Source organism: Dongia sp., from assembly GCF_041909655.1.
Lineage (GTDB): Bacteria > Pseudomonadota > Alphaproteobacteria > Dongiales > Dongiaceae > Dongia.
In genome coordinates this window covers 683,835-705,422 of sequence record NZ_JAYRDA010000001.1, presented here as the reverse complement: position 1 = coordinate 705,422, position 21,588 = coordinate 683,835, and the positions used below count along the sequence as shown (strand labels likewise).

Sequence of the window (21,588 nt, the reverse complement as noted above, 5' to 3'; positions counted from 1 at the left end):
TCAGACCTCCCCGATCGCGCGCTGGATGGCCTTGATGATTCTCACATAGGTCCCGCAGCGGCAGATATTGCCGTCCATGTGTTCAACGATCTGATCGCGGGTGGGTTTGGGGTTGCTGTTCAGGAGTGCCGCCGCCTGCATGATCTGCCCCGATTGGCAGTAACCGCATTGCGGTACCTGCTCGGCAATCCAGGCCCTTTGCAACGGATGGCTGGCATCGGGCGACAGGCCTTCGATGGTGGTCACTTCCCTGCCGGCAACATCCTGGAGCTGGGTGACGCAGGACCGCGTCGGCTCGCCATCGACATGAACGGTGCAGGCGCCGCATTGCGCGATGCCACAGCCGAATTTTGTTCCGGTGAGCTTCAAATGCTCGCGGATCGCCCAAAGCAGCGGGGTATCGGGCTCGGCGGCGACATTCACTTCTTGCCCATTGATCTTGAATGCTGTCACGAATCTGGCTTCCTTATCCGGTTGCGGCTCATCAGATCACTTCACAAGATGGCGCCACGATAGAAGCCTTGGAAAATACGGGCTATGCTGCAAAGTCCGTTTTATCTTTGCAATCGTCCGGATGGTTCATGGATCCGCTCTCCGATGTCCTGTCGCTGCTGAAACCGCGCAGCTATGTATCCGCCGGCTTCGATGCCGGTGGAGATTGGTCGGTCCAGTTCTCGGATCAGAACGGCCGCATCAAATGCTACGCCGTGATCTCCGGGGCGTGCTGGCTGTCGGTGGAGGATGTGCCAGAAGCGGTGCGCCTGACCGCCGGGGATTGCTTCGTCCTGCCGAGCGGGCGGCCCTTCCGCCTGGCCAGCGACATGACGGTGACACCGATCGATGCCGGCACCATTTTTCCGCCGGCCCGGGAGGGTGGTGTTGTCACCTTCAACGGCGGCGGCGATCTTTTTCTGGTCGGCAGCCGCTTCGCTGTCGCCGGCAATCACGCGGGCAGCCTGCTGCGAATGCTGCCGCCCATCGTGCATATCCGGAAGGAATCGGATCAGGCGGCCCTGCGCTGGTCCGTGGAGCAGATGATGCTGGAACTGCGCGAGCGGCAGCCAGGCGGCTATCTGATCGCGCAGCACCTGGCCCATATGATGCTGGTTCACGCTCTGCGGGTGAACTTGGCTGAAGAACCTGGCGGCGGCATCGGGTGGTTCGCAGCGCTGGCGGACAAGCAATTGGGTGCTGCGATCAACGCCATTCACGCCGATCCCGCACATCGCTGGACCTTGCAGGAACTGGCGGCACTGGCCGGCATGTCACGATCGACCTTCGCGCAGAGATTCAAGGAGACAGCCGGAGAGTCCCCGATGGAATACGTGACCCGCTGGCGCATGCTGCTGGCCGGAGACAGGCTGTCAAACTCCGGCGATTCCATTTCCGTCATTTCCCTGTCGCTCGGCTATGAATCGGAGAGTGCCTTCAGCACGGCCTTCAAGCGCGTGATGGGCTGTTCGCCACGGCAATACAGCCGGCTCGATTCCGCCGCCGGCTGATGGCGATCGCGCCGCGATCCCTCAGCGGCCGGCCGGCACCAGCGTGCGGGCCGGAGGGAAGGAAACGGTGACATGGGTGCCCTCGCCGGGAATGCTGGCGACGGCGATCTGGCCGTCATGAGCGTCGACCAGCTTCTTGGTGATGGCAAGGCCGAGACCGGTGCCGCCATAACGCCGCGAGATCTTGGCATCGACCTGATAGAAGGGTTGGAACAGACGCTCGATCGCCTCGGGAGGAATGCCGATGCCGGTATCGCTGACCGTGATCTCGATTCCGCCTTGCGCGTTGAGCCCGGCCTTGATCGCGGCCTTGCCCCCCTGCGGCGTGAACTTCACCGCATTCGAGAGCAGATTGAGCACGATCTGTTTCAAGGCGCGCTCGCCGCCCCGCATCGGCGGCAGATGGGGTTGGACGTCGACGGCGAGGCGCACGCTGCCCTCCTCGGCGCGCGCCAGCACCATGCGGCGCGAGGCGGCGATGATCGCCTCGACATCGAGTTCCGTTTCATGGAGCACGACCTGGCCCGATTCCAGCTTCGCCATGTCGAGGAGATCGGTGATCAATTGCAGCAGCATCTGACCGCTGTCGTAGATGTCGACGGCATAGTTCCGGTAGGTCTCGGCATTGCCGCCCATGCGCTGATCGCGGATCACCTCGGCAAAGCCCAGGATCGCGTTCAGCGGCGTCCTCAATTCATGGCTCATATTGGCGAGGAATTCCGATTTCGCGCGGCTGGCCAGCACGGCGTCGTTCTTGGCGTTGATGAGATCCTTTTCGAAGCGGCGCTGCTCGGTGATGTCGAAACCGATACAGACGATGAGCGCCACCTGGCCGTCATCGTCGGTGAGCGCCACATTGGACCAGCGCAGCAAGCGCTCTGTCCCATCGCGCGCGACCCAGGGATTGGTGTTGGTGATGGGATAATCGCTGGCCGGGCGGCCGACCAGAATGCCCGTCACCTTCTCGTAATTGATGCCGGGAAGAATGTGCTTCCAGGTTTCCGGATTCTTGAGTTCCGCCTCGCTGAACCCAGAGAGACGCTCGGCGCCGCGATTGGCCCGGACCAGACGGCCGGTGGAATCGTAGACGGTGACAGCGGCATCGATGGAATCCAGGATCAGGGAGACGAAGGCGCCGCGATAGGCTGTGTTGCGCTTCCGGATCGCCCGGAACAGCCAGAAGGCGCCGATATTGATGGCCAGAATCAGCAGCAGGACGAGGAGCGACGCCGGCAGCGCAACCGCCGACGGGTCCGTGAACGCGTACCAGCATCCAGTCAGCGCCGCGGCGAGACCGGTGAAATTGATCGTCAGCATGCTGATCGAGGCGATCTGATGCTGGCGCTGATCGCGGGTTATCCCCTTGGCTCGCTTGCTCACACGACCCCGAATGGTTCTGCCGAGAACGGAATATCGCGCTTCTCCGGGATGTCGGAATACCGTCATCCCGGCGCGACTTAGGCAGTTTCGGGCAAGAGGGTTAAGAAATTATTCACCCAACCCTTGAAATCACTATGGGAATTCCGGGCAGCGTCGTTGGTGAGGACGCAATTGAGGCCCAACGCGCGCTCTTACTGACGGCCGACCGGACAGGTTGCCTCAACAGGCCTAGGGACGGGAAACCGGATCGCCGTAGAAATCACCGTCGCACCGATACAGCGACCGTTCCGATTTGCTGACTTTGTTGACTTGGACGACAATCCGCATGATGGCGCAAGGATCCTGCTTCTGATCGTGAACCATGAGTCCCACGTCCGGCCCTCCGGCCGGGGAGAAGGCGTCGGCAATATGGAAGCACGCATCGGGACCTTTCTGGGCGAGAAGTACTTCCTTCGGGTACATCGACAATGCAGCGCGAACATCGTGCCAAGCCCCGATGCAATCATCCGGTTGCCCCTCTGCGTCCTCGCCGATGATTTGGGCAACCAGGGCGCCATCGTGGATATAGACACCGATGTTCTGAAGACGCATCCCTGATAACGGTTCTAATAGGCCGAAGCGTCTCCAAAGCCTGTCTTCAAGACGCATCAAACCAATGTCCAGCATCGACGCGGGCATCTTGGACACCGCCTCGACGAAATCGCTGTCCTTGGTCGGTGTGCCGATCAGATAGGTGCCGTCCTGACCGATCGCGGTATGCACGAGCGGTAGCAGCAGGAGATGTGCTGCGAGTATTGTCGCGATCCGTCTTGTCTTTGGCCCGTCCATCAGAAGCCGCGTTACGCCCTAGTGCTGATGCTGGGTGGTCTTCAAGAACTGGCGGAGGCGGTCGGAGCTGGGGTTGGCGAAGACTTCTTTCGGGTTCCCCTCTTCCTCGATACGGCCCTGATGCAGGAAGATCACCTTGTTGGCGACCTCGCGGGCGAAGCCCATTTCGTGGGTCACCACCAGCATGGTGCGGCCTTCCTCGGCCAATTGCCGCATGACGCGCAGGACCTCGCCCACCAGTTCGGGATCGAGGGCCGAGGTGGGTTCGTCGAACAGCATCACCTTGGGCTCCATGGCAAGGGCCCGGGCAATGGCGGCGCGCTGCTGCTGGCCGCCGGAGAGATGGCTGGGATAGTGGTTGCGCTTGTCGGCGATGCCGACCTTGGCGAGCAATTGCTCGGCCCGCTCGATCGCCTCCTTCTTCGGCACCTTCAGGACATGGACCGGGGCCTCGATCACGTTTTCGAGGATGGTCATGTGGGACCAGAGATTGAAGCTCTGGAACACCATGCCGAGGCTGGCGCGGATGCGGTCGACCTGTTTCCAGTCTTCCGGCACGGCATGGCCGCCCCTGGTGGGGCGCATGCGAATGAGCTCGCCATTGACGGTGACATGGCCGGAATCCGGCGTCTCGAGGAGATTGATGCAGCGGAGCAAGGTGCTTTTGCCCGAGCCGGACGAGCCGATCATCGCAATCACGTCGCCGGTATGGGCGGTGACCGAGACGCCTTTCAGCACCTCGAGCTCGCCGAATTTCTTGTGCAGATCCTCAACGACCAGCGCCGGCTGAGCCATGAGCTATACCCCTCGTCCCTGTCTTACCGTTTTGCCGGACGGTCTAGGCAGCCGTCCTGAGCGGCAAAATAGACCGGTTTTTGCCGTCCCCGCCACGGAAAAATCCTTACCCCAGAGTACCCTCGGTGGTGCGACCGGGCGGCATTTGACTTAAGGGGGGGAGTTTTGCACAGTGGTTCCGTCAACCAGTCCGGGAAATTGCCGCATGGGTTTCAGCCAGGGCCATCACGCCCGCCGCCGCGTCGTCCAGATCAGTTCCGCCCTCTTGTTCTCCTGCTCGGCTTTCCTGACATTGCTTGTGACCGATGCCGCGCCCTCGCGGGCCGAGGACGAGGTCGAATGCAGCTCGCTCCGCTTGCAGATGAGCGATGCCGGTTATGACAACACCTGCTTTCTCTATAGCGGCGCCACCGGCTCGACCGAGGTTCTGGAAACCAACGCCATCGACGGGTCGCATTTCCTGGTCGTGGCGGACCGGACGGCCAAATACACCTTCGTTTTCGTGCCCAATAGCGGGTTCCGCGCCGAGATCGCCGACAGTTTCAACCTCACCATCGAGGAATGGCGGTCGGGGAAGACACAGCAGAACCTGAAAACCGCGGAATTCGTGGCCGATCTCAAACACATTCCTTCCGATTGCGTCGCCTTCGAGCGCAACATGCGGCGGGAATATAACGGCTATCGGCGGCGCATCGTCGGCTTCGGCTGCAGCCGCACCGGGGACCGCGAGAAGGTCTATGCTGCCATGCGGCATGTCACCTTCCCCGAATAGGGGCGTTCCTGCTACATTCCAGGCATGAACGCGATCGACAACCAGCGCGCCGTCATCGATCGGCGGCGGCTCATGGCGGAACTCGACGCCTTGGCGGAGGGCGCCGGCGATGCCGCCGCGGCCGGGGCGGAGCTGTCGGCCATCCTGAAACGGTATCTGGCGGCCGGGCGCGAGGAAATCCAGGCGCGCTTCATGAGCAACAGCCGGGGGGCGCAAGCGGGCCTCACCAGCGCCCATGAAGCGTCCTTCCTGGTCGACCAATTGCTGCGCGGCCTCTTCGACTTCACCACCCAGAAGGCCTTTCCGCTGGGCAACCCCACGGTGGCCGAGCGCCTGTCGCTGATCGCGGTGGGCGGCTATGGCCGCGGCGAGCTCGCCCCCCATTCCGACATCGATATCCTGTTCCTGCTCCCCTACAAGATGTCGCCCTATTGCGAGCAGGTGGTCGAGTTCATGCTCTATCGCCTGTGGGATCTGGGGCTCAAGGTCGGCCAGGCCGCGCGCAGCGTGGAAGAATGCCTGCGCCAGGCGGAAGGCGACCTCACCATTCGCACGACGCTGCTGGAAGCGCGTTATGTCTGGGGCGACCAGCAATTGTTCGAGGATTTCCGCGCCGCCTTCGCCAAACGCGTCATCAAGGGGCATGGCGAGGCCTTCTATCACGAGAAGCTCGCCGAGCGGCAGGGGCGGCACAAGCTGCATGGCGGCTCGCGCTACGAATTGCAGCCCAACATCAAGGACGGCAAGGGGGGCCTGCGGGATCTCCAGACCCTGCTGTGGCTGGCGCGTTTTGTGGTGCGCGCCGATTCCATCCAGGCGCTGGTCGAACAGGGCCTGCTTACCAATGCCGAGCGCGCCACCTATGACAAGGCGTTCAACTTCCTGTGGACGCTGCGCTGTCATCTTCACTACCTCACCGGCCGCGGCGAGGAGCGCCTGACCTTCGATCTGCAGCCCGAAATCGCGCGGCGCCTCGGCTATACCGATCATGCCGGCTCGAAAGGCGTCGAGCGGCTGATGAAGCATTACTTCCTGGTCGTGAAATCGGTGGGCGGCCTCACCCGCTATGTCTGCGCGGGGATCGAGAGCCAGTGCTTCAAGAAGCCGCTGCTGCGCCTGCCCACACTCGGCATCTTGCGGAAGGAACTGGGCGGCTTTCCGCTGGAGAACGGGCGCCTCACCATTCCCAGGGCGGATCACTTCAACCAGCACCCGATCGACCTCATCCGCATTTTTCTGGTGGCGCAGCAGCACGACGTCGAGATTCATCCCAGCGCCATGACCGCGGTCTCGCATTGCCTGCGCCTGGTCGACCAACTGCGCGAGGATGCGGCAGCGAATGCGTTGTTCCTGGAGCTGCTGACCTCAACCAAGGGCGCCGAGCTCAGCCTGCGGCGCCTCAACGAAGTGGGCGTGCTGGGCCGCTTCATTCCCGATTTCGGCCGTGTCGTGGCGCAGATGCAATACGACATGTACCATTCCTATACGGTCGACGAGCACACCATCTTTGCGATCGGCATATTGGCGCGGATCGAGCGCGGCGAACTCAAGGACGAGGCGCCGATCGCGAGCCAGGTGGTGAAGGATGTGCTCTCGCGCCGCGTGCTCTATCTCGCAGTCCTGCTCCACGACATCGCCAAGGGCCGCGCCGGCGATCATTCGCTGCTGGGCGGCGACGTCGCCGAGAAGCTGTGCCCGCGCCTGGGCTTGACCGCGGAGGAGACCGAGCAGGTCGCCTGGCTGGTGCGCTATCACCTGTTGATGAGCAACACCGCTTTCCGCCGCGACATCGACGATCCGAAGACCATCGCCGATTTCGTCGATCTGGTGCAATCGCCCGAACGCCTGCGCCTGCTCCTGGTTCTGACCGTCGCCGATATCCGCGCGGTGGGGCCGAAGACCTGGAACGGCTGGAAGGCGCAGCTTCTGCGCGAGCTTTATCATCGCGCCGAAGACATGATGATGGGCGGCCTCACCGAGGCGCGCGAGGACCGCGCCGTGGCGGCGCTCAGCGATCTCAAAGCCGAGCTTAAATCCTGGCCGGACGAGGATTGGACGGCGCATACCCAGCGCGGCCATCCCTCCTATTGGCTGGCCTTCCCGGCGCCCACCCTCGCCCGCCATGCACGCATGATGCGCGAGGCGGATCGCGAGCAGCGGGCGCTCTCGGTCGAGTTCCATGTCGACCGCTGGCGCGCGATGACCGAGATCACGATCTATACTGCCGACGCGAAGGGCCTGTTCTCGCAATTGGCGGGTGCGGTGGCACTGTCGGGCGCCAGCATCGTCGATGCGCGCATCTTCACGCTTCGGAACGGCAAGGCGCTCGATACCTTCTTCGTGCAGGATACCGAAGGCGGGCCCTTCGACCAGCCGGCGCGGCTGGCCAAATTGACCGCCACGATCCGCCTGGTGCTGGAGCAGCCGCAGCGGACGCTGGCACAATTGGATGCCTTGCCGCAGCTCGCCAATCCGGCGGCGCGCAATTTCCCGATCATCCCGCGCGTCCTCATCGACAACCGGGCGAGCGCCACGCATACGGTGGTCGAGGTCAATGGCCGCGACCGGCGCGGCCTGCTGCACCGCCTGACGGCAGCACTCACGCGCCTCAACTTCCAGATCTTCAGCGCCAAGGTCTCGACCTTCGGCCATCGCGCCGTCGACGTCTTCTATGTGAAGGATCAGTTCGGCCTTAAGGTCGAGAATGATGAGCGGTTGAAGGCCTTGCGCGCGGCGCTGATGGACGTGCTGACGGAGATAGAAGAACCGGCCGAGGGGGAAACCCGCGTCACCACCCTCGATTCCTGGCCGCCGCGCCCGACGAAGAACGTGACGGCGGCGCAGTAAATCAAGGTATTGCGTCCTGCGATCACTCGTTCCTTAAATACGGCGCTGCCCGCGCCCCCAGCGCGCGCCAGGAGCCGGCGAAGCCGAGGCCCAGGGCGAGGACGAGGGCGATCACCACGATGCCGAGGGCGAGCGGTGGGTCGAAGGTCCAACTGCTCTCCATCACCTTGGTGAGGAAGGCCCAGGCGCCGAAACTGCCGATCACCAAAGCGAGGGCGGCGCTGAGCGAGGCCAGGAACGCGAATTCGGTGACATAGCCCATGGCGACGTCGCGCCGGGTGCCGCCCAGCATCTTGAGGAGCACCGCCTCGTAGATGCGGCGCTGCTGACCGGTCGCCATGGCGCCGGCAAGCACCAGGGCACCCACGACGAGGGCGATGCCGGCGGCGACGCGCACGGCCCAACCGACCGCCTCGAGGATGCGGGTCGCGGTGGAGATCGCATCCTTGACGCGGATCGCCGAGACATTAGGATATTTCACCGCAAGCTCTTTCACCAGATCGCTCTCGCGGTCGGGATCCACGCGCACGGTGGCGATATGGGTCTGCGGCGCCGAAGAAATGAGGCCGGGCGAGAACACCATCACGAAATTGATGTCGAGATGCGCCCAGTCGATCTCGCGGAAATTAGCAAGCCGCCCGGTGATCTCGCGCCCGAGGATGTTGACCGTGAGCGAATCCCCGATCTTGAGGCCAAGCCCGCGCGCGGTTTCGACATCCAGCGAGATCAGGGGATCGCCCTGATAATCTTCCGGCCACCATTCGCCCTCGACCACCTTGGCATTGGCGGGTTTCACCGCCGACCAGGTGACACCGCGATCGCCGCGCAGCACCCAGGCGACATTGGGCGGCACCTCGACCTGGTCCGAAGGTACGTCGTTCACGCGGGAAACACTGCCGCGCAGCATCGGCACATGCGAAAGATCGCTGGAGGTCGGGAAGGCCTTCACGTCAGCCACGAAACCTTCGAGCTGCGCCGGCTGGATGTCGATGAAATAGAAGCTGGGCGCCTGGGCCGGCAGGGTTTCCTGGATGTCGCGGGTGAGGCCGCGCTGGATGAGGCCGACCGCCACCAGCACGGTGAGGCCGAGGCCCAATGAAATGACGATGCCAGCGGCAGGCGCCTGCGGCCGCACCATGGCACCGAGGGCAAAGCGGATCGATTGCGGCCAGCTTCCCGCTTGCGCGCGGGCGCGGAGACGATAGGCCAGATCGTGAATGCCGATGGCGAGCAACCGGAAGAGCAGCAGAGCAACCAGTGCCGCGAGGATGAAATAGAAACCGAGCATGCGATCGTTGCTGCCGAGCAGGATCAGCCCAGCCAGCACCACGCCGATGAGGACGAGCGGGATCGCGTCGATGCGCTTCACCGCGCCCAGTTCCAGCGAGAGCGCGCGAAAGAGCTGCGCCGGACGGATACGCTGGGCACGGAGGAGCGGCAGGAGCGCGAAGGACGCCGCGGTGCAGAGGCCGACCGCCGCCGCGAACAGCAGAGGCAGCGCATAGAAGCCCGGCAGCAATCTGAGGCCGTAGCCGCTCAGCGCCGATTGCGCCGCGAAAGGCAAGGCGATGCCGATGGCGAGGCCGATGACGATGCCGACGATGGTCATCGCCAGGATCTGCAAGCCGTAGATGGCAAAGAGCATCGACGACGTCGCCCCGACGCAGCGCAGGATGGCGAGCGATTGCGCGCGGCTTTCGAGATAGGCACGCACCGCATTGGCGATGCCGATACCGCCGATGAGCAGGGCCGCGAAGCCCACCACATTGAGGAATTGCGCGGTGCGGTCGATGAAGCGCTTGGCGCCCGAGGCGGCGTCGCCCAATTCGCGGATGCGCCAGCCGGCCTTGGGAAGATCGGCGCGCAGTTTGTCGAGAAAGGCCTTGCCGTCGAAACCAGGTTCATAGGCGATGCGGTAGAGGTGATAGACCAGCGCACCCGGCTGCAGCAGCCCGGTTTCGGCCATCGCCGCGGGACTGACCATCAGGCGCGGGCCGAGGGAGAAGCCACGCAGGCCGCGATCCGGTTCGAAGGCCAGAAGCGAGGTGATGCGGAAGGTGGCGCCGCCCACGGTCACGGCATCGCCGACCTTGACGCCGAGGCGGTCCGCCAGAGTGGGCTCCAGCACCGCGCCGTAAAGCCCGTCGGGTTGCGGGGCGAGTGCGTCCCGGAGCGGGATTGCCGGCTCCATCTCCAGCGCGCCATAGAGCGGATAGAGATCGTCGACCGCTTTGAGTTCGGCGAGCGTCGGCGCAATCTCCGGATTCGCCGCCTTGACCATGGCGCGCATTTCCATGGCATGGGAGACGCGCCCGCCCGCGGCCATCGCCGCCTGTTCCGCGGCATCGGCCTCGCGATAGGCGAGACGCAATTCGGCATCGCCGCCCAGGATGCCGCGCGCATCGGCGGCAAAGCCGGCCTCGATCGCGGAAGTGAGCGAGCCCACGCCGGCGATGATGCCGACACCCAGCGCAAGGGCCGCGATGACGATGCCGAAACGGCGCAAGCCACCGCGCAATTCACGCCGCGCGAATTTGGCGGCGATCAGGAAATTTTCCACGTTCATGCGGCCAACCGCTCATCGCTGACGATAAGACCATCGGCCATGCGCAAGGTACGGTCGCAGCGCCGCGCGAGGCTGGGGTCGTGGGTGATGAGGAGCAAGGTCGCCCCCACCTGCTCGCGCAAGGAGAACAGCAATTCGATGATACGCTCGCCGGTATCGTGATCGAGGTTGCCGGTGGGTTCGTCGGCCAGCAGCAGTTTCGGCTTGGGCGCGATGGCGCGCGCCAGGGCCACACGTTGCTGCTCGCCGCCCGAAAGCTGGGATGGATAATGCGTGAGGCGATGGCCGAGGCCCACATCGGTGAGGGCCTTTGACGCGATTGTGAACGGATCCGGGATGCCGGCCAGTTCCAGCGGAACCGCCACATTTTCGACCGCGTTCATGGTAGGAATGAGGTGGAAGCTTTGGAACACAATGCCGATCTGGCGACGCCGGAACAAAGCGAGAGCATCCTCGCTCATGCCCGAAATATCGGCACCTGCGATGCTGATCCGCCCCGAACTGGCGCTTTCCAGGCCGGCCAGGAGCAGCATCAGCGAGGTCTTGCCGGAACCCGAAGGACCCACCAGGCCGACCGTCTCGCCAGCCGCAATCCGCAAATCGATGCCGTTGAGGATATTGACCTCGCCAGCGGCGCTGCCCAGTTTAAGAGCAACCTTTGAGAGTTCGATCATGCCGTCCTTTTCCGGATTCCCCATGTTCAGTCTGAAGCCATATTTCCGCGCCGCCAGCCTGTTTCTGCTGCTGGCTGGCCTGTTCCTATCGTCCGGGCGGGCCGAAGCCGAGCCCATCCGCATCCTGGCCTTCGGCGACAGCCTCACCGCGGGATACGGTCTCCCGCAGGAGGATGGATTTGTCCCCCAACTCCAAAAAGCCCTCGATAAGATGGGGCGCGAGGCATTGGTAATCAATGGGGGCGTCTCCGGCGACACCACCGCCGGGGGTGTCGCCCGGCTGGACTGGATGCTGGCCGACAAGCCGGATCTGGTGATTCTGGAACTGGGCGCCAATGACGCCTTGCGCGGCCTCGACCCCGCCGAGGCACGGCGCAACCTGGAGACGATCATCTTGCGGCTGAAAGAGACGGGCGCAAAAATCCTGCTGGCCGGCATGCTGGCGCCGCGCAATATGGGCGAGGATTATGCGACAGCCTTCGACGGCATGTATCCCGACCTGGCAAACACCCATGGCCTCGAACTCTACCCCTTCTTCCTGGAAGGTGTGGCCACCAAGCCGGAGCTCAATCAGGGCGACGGCCTGCACCCCACCAAGGAAGGTGTCGCCGTGATCGTCGAGGGCATCCTGCCGCATCTCACCAAGATGCTGGACCAGACGTCATGACGGACACCAGCCGAAGCGCGCATGCGCCTGTGTGCCGCAGCGCCCATGCGCGCGGGGAGCATTGGGCCGACATCACGCGGCAATGTCTTGCAGCACTCGGCAAGGTGGAAGCGGGCGCACTCGGCTTCGTCTATGTGACCGATCATCTGGCACCGCATCTGCCGGCCATCGTCGATCAATTGCGCCTGACGACCGGGCTCGAAAACTGGATCGGCACGATCGGCATTGGCGTGCTGGGCGAAGACAATGAAGGCGGCATCGCGGAATATTACGACGAACCGGCGATGAGCCTGATGGTCCTTCCCGTGCCGGCGGATTCCTTCCGCCTGCTGGATCCCAATCCCGGCGGCGGGTCGAGCCGATTGCGCGCGATCTCGGATTGGATGGCGGCGAAGAAGCCCAGCGTCGGCCTGGTGCATGGCAATCCCACCAACGGGCACTTACCGGCCTTGATGCGGCAGCTAAGCGGCACGGCGGGCCTCTTTCTGCTGGGCGGCTTCACCTCGTCGCGGCAGGGTTATCTGCAAGTGGCGGGCGATACCGGCGAGGCAGCGCTTTCCGGCGCGCTGCTCACCGATGAGGTTGCCCTGGTGACCGGCCTCAGCCAGGGCTGCGTGCCGATCGGCCCGCAGCATATCGTGACGGAGGCCGAGGACGAGATCGTCAAGGAGATCGATGGACGACCGGCACTTGAGGTCTTCCGCGAGGAGATCGGTGAGGTGCTGGCGCGCGACCTCAATCGTGTCGGCGGTTTCATCTTCGCGGCCCTGCCGGTCGCGGGCTCGGATACCGGCGATTACCTGGTGCGCAACATCACCGGCATCGACACGCAACGGCAATGGCTGGCGATCGGCGCCGAGATTGCGGCAGGCCAGCCGATCCTTTTCGCCAAGCGCGACAAAGCCAGTGCCAAGGCGGATTTCGGGCGCATGCTCAAGCGCCTCAAATCCCGCATCGACCGGCCGATCAAGGGCGGGCTCTATGTTTCCTGCGTCGCGCGCGGCCCCAATCTCTTCGGCCAGGATGCCGCGGAAACACGCATGATCGCCGAGCATCTGGGCGAATTTCCATTGACGGGCTTCTTCGCCAATGGCGAGATCAGCCATGATCGATTCTACGCCTATACCGGCGTGCTCACCCTCTTTCTCTGATTTTCATCCCATAGGATTTCGACCATGGAATATCGCCGCCTCGGGCGCACGGATATCAATGTCAGCCTGATTTCGCTGGGCACCATGACCTTCGGCGAACAAAACACCGAAGCCGAAGGCCATCAGCAGATGGATCTGGCGCTGGAACGCGGCGTCAATTTCTGGGACACGGCCGAGATGTATGCCGTGCCGCCGAGGGCCGAGACCTATGGCGCCACCGAGCGCATCATCGGCACCTGGCTGAAGAAAAATCCAGGCAAGCGCGACCAGGTGGTCATCGCCAGCAAGATCGCGGGGTCGGACGAGCGCCTCACTTATGTGCGCGGCGGCAAACTCGATTTCGGCCGTGCCAATATCAAGGCGGCGCTGGATGAAAGCCTGAAGCGGTTGCAGACCGATTACATCGATCTCTACCAATTGCACTGGACCGAGCGGACCACGAATAATTTCGGGCGTCTTGCTTACGTCCACAAGCCGGAGGAGAGCTTCACGCCCTTCGCGGAAACGCTGCAGGTCTTCGCCGACGAGATCAAGGCGGGACGTATCCGTGCCATTGGCCTTTCCAACGAGAGCGCCTGGGGCACGATGCGCTGGCTCACCGAAGCCGAACGGCTGGGCCTGCCGCGCATGGCCTCGATCCAGAATGCCTATTCTTTGGTCAACCGCAGCTTCGAGGTGGGTCTGGCCGAGGTGGCGCATCGCGAGGATTGTGGCCTCCTCGCCTATTCACCGCTCGCCATGGGCGCTCTCAGCGGCAAATATCTCGACGGCAGCGCCGGCCCGGCCGACCGGCTCAACAAATATCCGCATTTCAAGCGCTATCGCGGACCGCATGCCGATCCGGCGACGACGAAATATGTGGCGCTCGCCCGCGCCCATGGCCTCGATCCGGCGCAGATGGCGCTGGCTTTCGTGAACAGCCGGCCTTTCCTCACCAGCAATATCATCGGCGCCACCACACTCGCCCAACTTGAAAGCAACATCGCCAGCGCCGATATCAAGCTCTCGGAGGATGTGGTTAACGGGATCGAGGCGATCCACCGGGAGCATACCTATCCGTGCCCTTAAGGGATCGAGTCGGCCGGTTTCATTGTTCTGTCATCGGGTTCGCTGATATGATGGCCGGAGTGGCGATTCGGCCGTATTTTTTCCGGCAGGTGTGTGATGCGCCTTTTCGTGGCCCTTTCCCTGCCCGACCAGGTGCGCTGGCAATTGCGCCTGCTCTGCGGCGGTTTGCCGACGACTAAATGGGTCCCGCCGGAAAACTTCCACATCACGCTCCGCTTCCTGGGCGAACTTGACGGACGCGATCTCGATTATGTCGATGCGGCTTTGGCCGGCATCCGGGCGCCAAGTTTCATCCTGCGCCTGGCCGAGGTCGGGCATTTCGCGAGTGGCGGGCGGGTGAAGGCGATCTGGGCGGGCGTCGCCAAAGAACCGGCTCTCACCCATCTCCAGGGCAAGGTCGAATCGGCGGTGGTGCGTGCCGGGCTCACGCCCGAGGGGCAGAATTACCGGCCGCATGTGACGCTGGCACGGCCCAAGGACCCGCCGCCGCACAAGCTGCAGCAATATCTCGCCATGCATAACCTCTTCCGCTCGGATCCGTTCGAGGTGACGCAATTCACCCTGTTCTCCAGCCATCTCGGCAGCGAGACGCCGATCTATCACGCCGAGCGCTCCTACGACCTCTCGCAAAACGCGATGTACCGGACAGCGCTGGGTTAGAGCGTCTCGCCTGAGCGGCCGCTTTCAGCCCAGCGGGTGGCGCAAAGCGAGAGCACGCCGAGAATGGCAAAGCCGATCACCAATGGCTGGATCGTGCCCTGATAGGCATGGCCGATGACGGCACCGCTGCCCACCGAGACGAAGGTGGTGAAGGCGCCGATCACCGCGGCACCCACGCCCGCGATATGGCCCAGGGGTGCCATCGAGAGTGCGTTGAAATTCCCGAACAGGATGCCGACCATGAAGAAGGTCGTCATCATATAGGCCATGAAGAGGGCCAAAGGCGGCTGGCCGTCATAGACGATGGCGACGAAAGCGAAGGCGACCGAGAGCAGGGTATGGGCCCATTGCGCGCGGTTGGAGAGCAGGCGCATGCCGAAGCGCATCACCAGCTTGGCATTGAGGAGCGAGGCCGCGCCGAAGGACACTGCGAGGACGCCGAAGCAGACCGAGAACCATTTACCGACGCCGTACATCTCCTGAAAGATCTGCTGCGAGGAAGCGAGATAGCCGATGAAGGCACCGAAGACGAGGCCGGTCGCCGTCATGTAGCCCAGGGAGATTCTATTGCGGAATACCTCGACGATGGCGCGCAGGATGCGGCCCAGGGAAAGCTCGCGCCGGCGCGAAAGATCGAGCGTCTCCGGCAGGCGCAGGGCGAACCAGAGCGCCGTCAGCATGCCGAGGATGAGCAGCATCCAGAAGATCGCGTGCCAGGACGAGAGCAGCATGATGCCCTGGCCGATCGAGGGTGCCAGCACCGGCACCAGGATGAAGACCGAGGTCACCAGCGACATGATCCGGGCCATGGCGCGGCCCTCGAAGCGGTCGCGCACCATGGCGATGGTGACGGTGCGCGGTCCCGCAGCCCCGAAGCCTTGCAGGAAGCGGCCGATCAGCATGGTGTCGAAATCATTCGCGGCGAGGCAGACGATGCTGCCCAGGGTGAAGATGGCGAAGCCGGCATAGATCGCGGGCTTGCGGCCCACGCTGTCCGAAACCGGGCCATAGAGGATCTGCGCGATGCCGAAGCCGGCGAAGAGGATGGTGATCACCATCTGCCGGTCGTTGGGATCAGTGGCGCCGAGATCGCGGGCGATGTCGGGCAAGGCCGGCAGCATGGAATCGATGGCGAGTGCGACCAGGGAAATGGTTAGGGCCAGCAGCACCACGAATTCGACGCCCGGCTTGGCGGGGCCGGCGGACGTGCTGGAGGATGGAGAAACTTGCATGACGAAAGCGGTCCGATCGCAACAAACGCATCGGGCCGCCCGTGAAAGCGGCCCGATGGGTGACGTGATGCAGTAACATTAGGCGCCGGCCGGCCCGAGGTCCACCGCACTCACCGTATGGGTGCTATGCGGCGGCAGACTTTATTCCGTCACGCGCTGCATGCGGTAGATCATGTTGTCGAGGGCGAAGACGATCACGCCATCCTCGATCAGGCTGAAATCCATGGAGATGTCGGCGTCGCCACTCTCGCAGGTCATGGCGAGATTCTCGATCTCGCCGCCCTTATAGCCCATGGCCGCGGCCTGGGTGGTGGGATCGGTCAATCCGCCCTGGAACAGAAATTCCGGCGGCACCTTAGTGATTTCGAAATGCGCCTTGTCGCAATTGAGGAAGCCAGGCGCCTGGACCGAATTCGCCATGAAAGTGATGCGGCCCTTGGCAATCTCCTCGTGGATCGGCGCCTGTGCGCCACCTTCGACCCAGGGCGCCGGCTGCACATCGACCACGTCCCAGGACCCGGCAAAGGGCTCCTCGGCATCGGCGAGGCCCGGCCGCAGCAACATGCCGGCGGCGATGCCGGCGATCGCCAGCGTGGCCGCGCCCAGAAGCAGAAATCTTTTTGTCATTCGCACATTATCTCCCGCCGACCCCATCCGGGCGGCGTCGTTCATGAGCGTCCCCTTCCGCTCTAACTATCGCGGCTGGCAGGATTGTGCAATGGCAGGCGATGTGAGCGCTGTCACGGGCACTTCACATTCGCGTCAAATGCGGGCGTCAGCGGTGGCGGCGCTTGCCACCGAGATCCGGCAGGAAGGCGGCGAAGAGTCCCAAGGCCGGCAGGAAGGCACAGAGCTGGTAGACGAAAGTGATGTCGGTCCAATCGGCAAGCTCGCCCAGCACCGCGGCACCGATACCGCCCATGCCGAAGGCGAAGCCGAAGAAGAGCCCGGCCACCATGCCGACCTTGCCGGGAATAAGCTCCTGTCCATAGACGACGATGGCGGCGAAGGCGGAGGCGAGGATGAGGCCAATCGGCACCGTGAGGATCACGGTCCAGATGAGCCCTACATGCGGCAGGATGAGGGTGAAAGGTAGCACGCCGAGGATCGAGCCCCAGATCACGCGCTTGGGTCCGACGCGGTCGCCGATGGGACCGCCCAGGATGGTGCCGAGCGCCACCGAGCCCAAGAACAGGAAGAGATATATCTGCGCGTCGGGCAGTGACACGCCGAACTTCTCGATCAGATAGAAGGTGTAATAGCTGCTCAGACTCGCCGTGTAGAAATATTTCGAGAAGAGCAGTACCAGCAGCACCGCGATAATGCCGATGACATGATTGCGCGAGAGCGTGTGGCCCTGCGGGGCACTGCGCGGACGGCGTGCGAGTTCCGCGCGGTGGTTCTTGTACCAGGTGCCGATACCGGCCAAGAGTGCTATGGCGACGAGGGCCGCGATCGAGAACCAGCCGATGGCACCCTGGCCATGTGGCACGATGAACCAGGCGGCGACCAGCGGTCCCACCGCCGAGCCGATATTGCCCCCCACCTGGAAGAGCGATTGCGCAAAGCCGTGGCGGCCGCCGGAAGCGAGCCGGGCAATGCGCGAGGATTCCGGATGGAAGATCGAGGAGCCCATGCCGACGAGAGCCGCCGCGCAGAGAATGAGCGGAAAGGAATCCGCGAAGGCGAGCAGCATGAGGCCGGCGAAGGTGAAGCCCATGCCCATGGAGAGCGCGTAATTCTTTGGCCGGTGATCGGTATAGAGGCCGACGATCGGCTGCAGCAGCGAGGCGGTCGCCTGGAAAGTGAGCGTGATGAGACCGATCTGGCCGAAATCGAGCGCGTAGTTCGATTTCAGCATCGGATAGATGGCGAGCAGAAGCGATTGCATCATGTCGTTGAGCATGTGGCAGCAACTGATCGTCACCAGGACCAAAGTGCGGGTCTGGTCGCCGGTGTGATGACTCGCCTGCGCGCGGGCCGGGTTGAGGTCGGCTGCACTCACCGGATTGTTCGCCTCGATGGTCAATGTCGTCTCCTGAGCGGTATTCCAGGCGAATTTACTCCACAAATCTCGGCCTGCTTGCCATAATGGGTCATATTCTTTCGAATTTGGGCCACATTGAGAGGCCGTGCATGGTCCGGAATGTCCGCAGCAAGGATTACGAAGCCGTGGCGCGCCCCGTGGTGGCGGTGGGCAATGACTGGCCGCATGATTTCGAGATCGAGACCCATCGGCACACGCGCGGGCAGCTGCTCTACGGCGCCACCGGCGTGATGACGGTGATCACCGAGCATGGCGCCTGGATCGTGCCGCCGGACCAGGCGGTGTGGATTCCGCCCGGCATCGATCACAGCGTGCGCGCGATCGGGCCGGTCGAGGTCAGGAGCATCTATGTGACGCACGAGCGGCTGGCGGGCTTCCACGACAAATGCCAGGTGCTGGCGATGTCGCCGCTGATGCGGGCGCTGGTGTTGCGCGCGGTCGATATCGAGGTCGAGTACGACATCGACGGGCGCGACGGCCTTGCCATGGAATTGCTGATCGCCGAATTGCGCGCCCTCCCCGTCTTGCCGCTCTCCTTGCCCTTGCCGCGCGACCCGAAGCTGGTGCGGCATTGCCAGAAGTTCATCCGCGCGCCGCAGGCAAGCGTGAAGATCGACGATTGGGCAGATGCGCTGGCCATGAGCCGGCGCACGCTGACGCGGCATTTCAAGCTGGAATGCGGCATGAGCCTTGCGGCCTGGGCCAGGCGCGCCTGCCTCTTCGCCGCCCTCCCCCGCCTCGCGCAAGGCGAGGCCGTGACCGCGATCGCCCTCGATCTCGGCTATGAAAGCCCGGCAGCCTTCACGACGATGTTCCGCAAGACCCTGGGCTTCCCGCCCAGCCGCTATCTGGAGGCGGCGGCGGGGTGAGACCTTAGTAGAAGAAACTCGTGGATGGTCGGCCTTCGCCGACCATGACAATTATAGAGTTACGAAGATGTACGCATGGGTTTACATCCTCAGCAATCGTCCCAACGGCTCGCTCTATGTGGGCGTCACCACAGATTTAGCCAAGCGGATCTGGGAGCACAGAACAGGAACCATCGCTGGTTTCACGAAGCGATATGGCATTAATCAATTGGTCTATTTCGAAGGGCATGACGATATCAACGCCGCCATCCAGCGCGAAAAAACGGTCAAAGGATGGAGGCGCGCATGGAAGGTCCGATTGATCGTCAAAGATAACCCAGATTGGATCGACCTCTATGAGACGCTGATGGAATAGAAATTCGAAACTACCTGTCATGGTCGGCGAAGGCCGACCATCCACGAGTTTGCTTGCAGTCGGGAAAGAGCTAGGCGCTCAAAACCCCTTGAGGGGCAGATGTGCCCCTCGCCGCAGCCAGTTGTCGGCGGGATAGGTGGCGGCGGCGTCGATCACATGGAGCGTGTAGGCGTGGCGCGAGCGGGGGGAGCGGTTGGGGCTGCTGTAATGGGGCAGCAGGCCGTGAAGGACCACCAGCGAGCCCTTGCGTGCGTTGAGCGCGACGGGGGTTGCATCGGGCCAGGGGGCTTCATCGAGCGTTTCGGTGATGAGGCTATCACCGACATGCCGGAAGCGCTTGCGCAAGGAACCGCGATGGGCGCCGGGCATCGCCAGCATGCCGCCATTCGAGGCATCGGCATCTTCGAGGGCGAACCAGAAGCCGATGCAGCTCATCGGCTCGGTATAGAGATAGGTGGAATCCTGATGCCAGGAAACCTCGCCGCCGATGCCGGGCTGCTTGAAGATGTACATGGATTGCAGCAGCAGCGGATCGCGGAACAAGCCCCGCGCGAGGGCGGCAAGGCGTGGCTGGCGCGAGAACGCCGAGAAGACGGGATCGAGGTCATGCATGGCATGACCGAGCTTGTTGATGGCAAGCGCCTTCGGCCGCGTGAGATTGCCAGCCGCGTCCAGCGCCTCCTCCTCCAGGAAGAAGCGGATGGAATCACCAGATTCCTGGAAGTAGCGGTCGGCGGCATGGGCCACGGATTTGGTCGAGAAGATTGTGCGCTGCGCCGCCGCATCGAAACCCTCGACCAACGCGTTGGCACGCGCGATCAGGCGATCGCACATATCGGGCGTGACGAAATCCTCGATCAGCAGGTAGCCGTCGGTCTCGAAGGCCGCGCGCATTTCAGGTGAGAGGCCATGATCGGTGGCAGTAAAACGTGGCGCCGACATCAGAAGCAGGCCTTGCCATGTTTGAGGGGGTTGATGCCGAGATGTTTGGCGAGGGTCTGGCCCATATCGGCGAAGCTGTCGCGGCGGCCGAGCGACATCTTGGGCGCTGCCGGGCCGAAGAAGATCGCCGGCACGAATTCGCGGGTGTGATCGGTACCCGGCGCGGTGGGATCGCAGCCGTGATCGGCGGTGATGAGGGCAAGGTCGCCGGGGCGGAGGGCCGCCATGAAGGATGGCAGCCGCGCATCGAAGGCTTCGAGCGCCGTCGCATAACCCACCACGTCGCGGCGATGACCGAAGAGCGTGTCGAAATCGACGAAATTGGTGAAGGTGAGGCTGCCGGCCGGGGCCTTAGCGACGCAATCCAGCGTCACATCGGCGAGGGCCGCGTTGTCGGGGGCCTTCAGTTTCTGCGTGAGGCCACGACCGCCGAAGATGTCGGCGATCTTGCCCACGGAAATCACCTCGCGCCCCGCTTCCTTCAGGACGTCGAGCAAGGTGGGTTCGGGCGGCGGCGTGGTGAGGTCGCGGCGATTGGCGGTGCGCTGGAAGGCGCCGCTCTTCTCGCCGAGGAAGGGCCGGGCGATGACGCGGGCGATGCGATAGGGTTCGAGCAATCTTTTGGCGACGGCGCAGATGTCGAGCAGGCGCTCAAGACCGAAATGCTGCTCGTGGGCCGCGATCTGGAAAACGGAATCTGCCGAGGTGTAGCAGATGGGATAACGCGTACGGATATGCTCCTCGCCGAGCCGGTCCAGGATCTCCGTGCCGGAGGCGTGGCAATTGCCGAGAATGCCGGGAATATTCGCCTCGCGCTGGAAGGCTTCGAGAAATTCCGCGGGGAAAGCCGGGATCGTGTGCGGGAAATAGCCCCAATCGACCGGCACCGGACAGCCCGCCATTTCCCAATGACCACTCGGCGTATCCTTGCCGGCGGATAGTTCCGCCGCCGCGCCATAGGCACCAATGGTCTCGGCGGTTTCGAGGCCGACCGGCACCTCGCCGCCGGCGAGTTCCGCGGCGCGGCCAAGACCAAGACGCGCAAGGTTGGGCACGCGCAATTTGCCCTGGCGGATCCCCATGCGATCCGCCTGCCCCGCCGCGCAGGCAGCGGCGATATGGCCCAGGGTGTCGGCATCCTGGTCGCCGAAACGCGCGGCATCGGGTGCGGCGCCGATGCCGAAGGAATCCATCACCAGAATGAAAGCGCGGTTGGTCATGTTCTATTCTAAC

Annotated in this window: 19 protein-coding genes and 1 pseudogene; 9 read left to right on the top strand and 11 right to left on the bottom strand. The window is 63.5% G+C overall.

Annotation, left to right across the window (positions count from 1 at the left end):
• Positions 1-459, bottom strand: a pseudogene (locus ACE3PR_RS03135) ((2Fe-2S)-binding protein); the annotation flags it as partial.
• 122 nt (positions 460-581) lie between these two features.
• Here ACE3PR_RS03135 and ACE3PR_RS03130 point away from each other — a divergent pair.
• Positions 582-1,502: an AraC family transcriptional regulator gene (locus ACE3PR_RS03130; protein WP_374368028.1), complete on the top strand. Its 921-nt coding sequence runs from the start codon at positions 582-584 to the stop codon at positions 1,500-1,502.
• A gap of 21 nt (positions 1,503-1,523) precedes the next feature.
• Here ACE3PR_RS03130 and ACE3PR_RS03125 read toward each other — a convergent pair whose 3' ends face one another.
• The 3 genes from ACE3PR_RS03125 to ACE3PR_RS03115 form a co-directional block, all read right to left on the bottom strand.
• Positions 1,524-2,882, bottom strand: a complete 1,359-nt coding sequence (locus tag ACE3PR_RS03125; RefSeq protein WP_374368026.1) for a sensor histidine kinase — start codon at positions 2,880-2,882, stop codon at positions 1,524-1,526.
• Between the two features lie 228 nt (positions 2,883-3,110).
• The gene (locus ACE3PR_RS03120; RefSeq protein ID WP_374368024.1) at positions 3,111-3,710 is read right to left on the bottom strand and encodes a hypothetical protein; all 600 of its coding nucleotides are present in this window, start codon (positions 3,708-3,710) and stop codon (positions 3,111-3,113) included.
• A gap of 18 nt (positions 3,711-3,728) precedes the next feature.
• Positions 3,729-4,505 (bottom strand): ABC transporter ATP-binding protein, encoded by a 777-nt coding sequence (locus ACE3PR_RS03115; RefSeq protein WP_374368021.1) that lies wholly within the window; start codon positions 4,503-4,505, stop codon positions 3,729-3,731.
• Positions 4,506-4,710: 205 nt separating this feature from the next.
• Here ACE3PR_RS03115 and ACE3PR_RS03110 point away from each other — a divergent pair, with 205 nt between their 5' ends.
• Positions 4,711-5,277 (top strand): hypothetical protein, encoded by a 567-nt coding sequence (locus tag ACE3PR_RS03110; protein ID WP_374368019.1) that lies wholly within the window; start codon positions 4,711-4,713, stop codon positions 5,275-5,277.
• A 24-nt stretch (positions 5,278-5,301) separates the two neighbouring features.
• Positions 5,302-8,124 (top strand): [protein-PII] uridylyltransferase, encoded by a 2,823-nt coding sequence (locus ACE3PR_RS03105; protein WP_374368017.1) that lies wholly within the window; start codon positions 5,302-5,304, stop codon positions 8,122-8,124.
• 22 nt (positions 8,125-8,146) lie between these two features.
• On the opposite strand, the gene ACE3PR_RS03100 is transcribed toward ACE3PR_RS03105, so the two are convergent.
• Both ACE3PR_RS03100 and ACE3PR_RS03095 read right to left on the bottom strand, forming a co-directional pair.
• Positions 8,147-10,690, bottom strand: coding sequence for an ABC transporter permease (locus ACE3PR_RS03100; protein ID WP_374368015.1), 2,544 nt, complete (start codon positions 10,688-10,690; stop codon positions 8,147-8,149).
• Positions 10,687-11,364 carry an ABC transporter ATP-binding protein gene (locus ACE3PR_RS03095; protein WP_374368014.1) on the bottom strand — a complete coding sequence of 226 codons (678 nt, stop codon included), beginning with the start codon at positions 11,362-11,364 and terminating at the stop codon, positions 10,687-10,689. The genes ACE3PR_RS03100 and ACE3PR_RS03095 overlap by 4 nt, the downstream gene beginning before the upstream one ends.
• A gap of 22 nt (positions 11,365-11,386) precedes the next feature.
• Here ACE3PR_RS03095 and ACE3PR_RS03090 point away from each other — a divergent pair, with 22 nt between their 5' ends.
• The 4 genes from ACE3PR_RS03090 (at position 11,387) to thpR (ending at position 14,910) form a co-directional block, all read left to right on the top strand.
• Entirely contained in the window at positions 11,387-12,031 is a 645-nt protein-coding gene (locus ACE3PR_RS03090; RefSeq protein ID WP_374368013.1) for an arylesterase, read from the top strand.
• Complete coding sequence (locus ACE3PR_RS03085) at positions 12,028-13,182, top strand: FIST C-terminal domain-containing protein (protein WP_374368010.1); 1,155 nt, start codon at positions 12,028-12,030, stop codon at positions 13,180-13,182. Before ACE3PR_RS03090 ends, ACE3PR_RS03085 begins: the two co-directional genes overlap by 4 nt.
• Positions 13,183-13,206: 24 nt before the next feature.
• The gene (locus ACE3PR_RS03080; RefSeq protein WP_374368008.1) at positions 13,207-14,250 is read left to right on the top strand and encodes an NADP(H)-dependent aldo-keto reductase; all 1,044 of its coding nucleotides are present in this window, start codon (positions 13,207-13,209) and stop codon (positions 14,248-14,250) included.
• Positions 14,251-14,346: 96 nt separating this feature from the next.
• Complete coding sequence (gene thpR / locus ACE3PR_RS03075; RefSeq protein ID WP_374368006.1) at positions 14,347-14,910, top strand: RNA 2',3'-cyclic phosphodiesterase; 564 nt, start codon at positions 14,347-14,349, stop codon at positions 14,908-14,910.
• On the opposite strand, the gene ACE3PR_RS03070 is transcribed toward thpR, so the two are convergent.
• The 3 genes from ACE3PR_RS03070 to ACE3PR_RS03060 form a co-directional block, all read right to left on the bottom strand.
• Entirely contained in the window at positions 14,907-16,142 is a 1,236-nt protein-coding gene (locus ACE3PR_RS03070) for a multidrug effflux MFS transporter (RefSeq protein WP_374368005.1), read from the bottom strand. The genes thpR and ACE3PR_RS03070 overlap by 4 nt on opposite strands.
• Before the next feature lie 141 nt (positions 16,143-16,283).
• Positions 16,284-16,769, bottom strand: coding sequence for a hypothetical protein (locus ACE3PR_RS03065; RefSeq protein ID WP_374368003.1), 486 nt, complete (start codon positions 16,767-16,769; stop codon positions 16,284-16,286).
• 148 nt (positions 16,770-16,917) lie between these two features.
• A complete protein-coding gene (locus tag ACE3PR_RS03060; RefSeq protein ID WP_374368001.1) occupies positions 16,918-18,171 on the bottom strand; it encodes an MFS transporter in 1,254 nt (417 codons plus the stop codon).
• Positions 18,172-18,278: 107 nt separating this feature from the next.
• Here ACE3PR_RS03060 and ACE3PR_RS03055 point away from each other — a divergent pair, with 107 nt between their 5' ends.
• Positions 18,279-19,058 carry a helix-turn-helix domain-containing protein gene (locus ACE3PR_RS03055; RefSeq protein ID WP_374367999.1) on the top strand — a complete coding sequence of 260 codons (780 nt, stop codon included), beginning with the start codon at positions 18,279-18,281 and terminating at the stop codon, positions 19,056-19,058.
• 67 nt (positions 19,059-19,125) lie between these two features.
• A complete protein-coding gene (locus tag ACE3PR_RS03050; protein WP_374367997.1) occupies positions 19,126-19,413 on the top strand; it encodes a GIY-YIG nuclease family protein in 288 nt (95 codons plus the stop codon).
• Positions 19,414-19,491: 78 nt separating this feature from the next.
• Here the strand turns inward: ACE3PR_RS03050 and ACE3PR_RS03045 are convergent, their stop codons facing one another.
• Together ACE3PR_RS03045 and ACE3PR_RS03040 are read right to left on the bottom strand one after the other, a co-directional pair.
• Positions 19,492-20,355 carry a phytanoyl-CoA dioxygenase family protein gene (locus ACE3PR_RS03045; RefSeq protein ID WP_374367995.1) on the bottom strand — a complete coding sequence of 288 codons (864 nt, stop codon included), beginning with the start codon at positions 20,353-20,355 and terminating at the stop codon, positions 19,492-19,494.
• Positions 20,355-21,575 (bottom strand): phosphopentomutase, encoded by a 1,221-nt coding sequence (locus tag ACE3PR_RS03040; RefSeq protein ID WP_374367993.1) that lies wholly within the window; start codon positions 21,573-21,575, stop codon positions 20,355-20,357. Before ACE3PR_RS03040 ends, ACE3PR_RS03045 begins: the two co-directional genes overlap by 1 nt.
• Between the last annotated feature and the right edge of the window lie 13 nt (positions 21,576-21,588).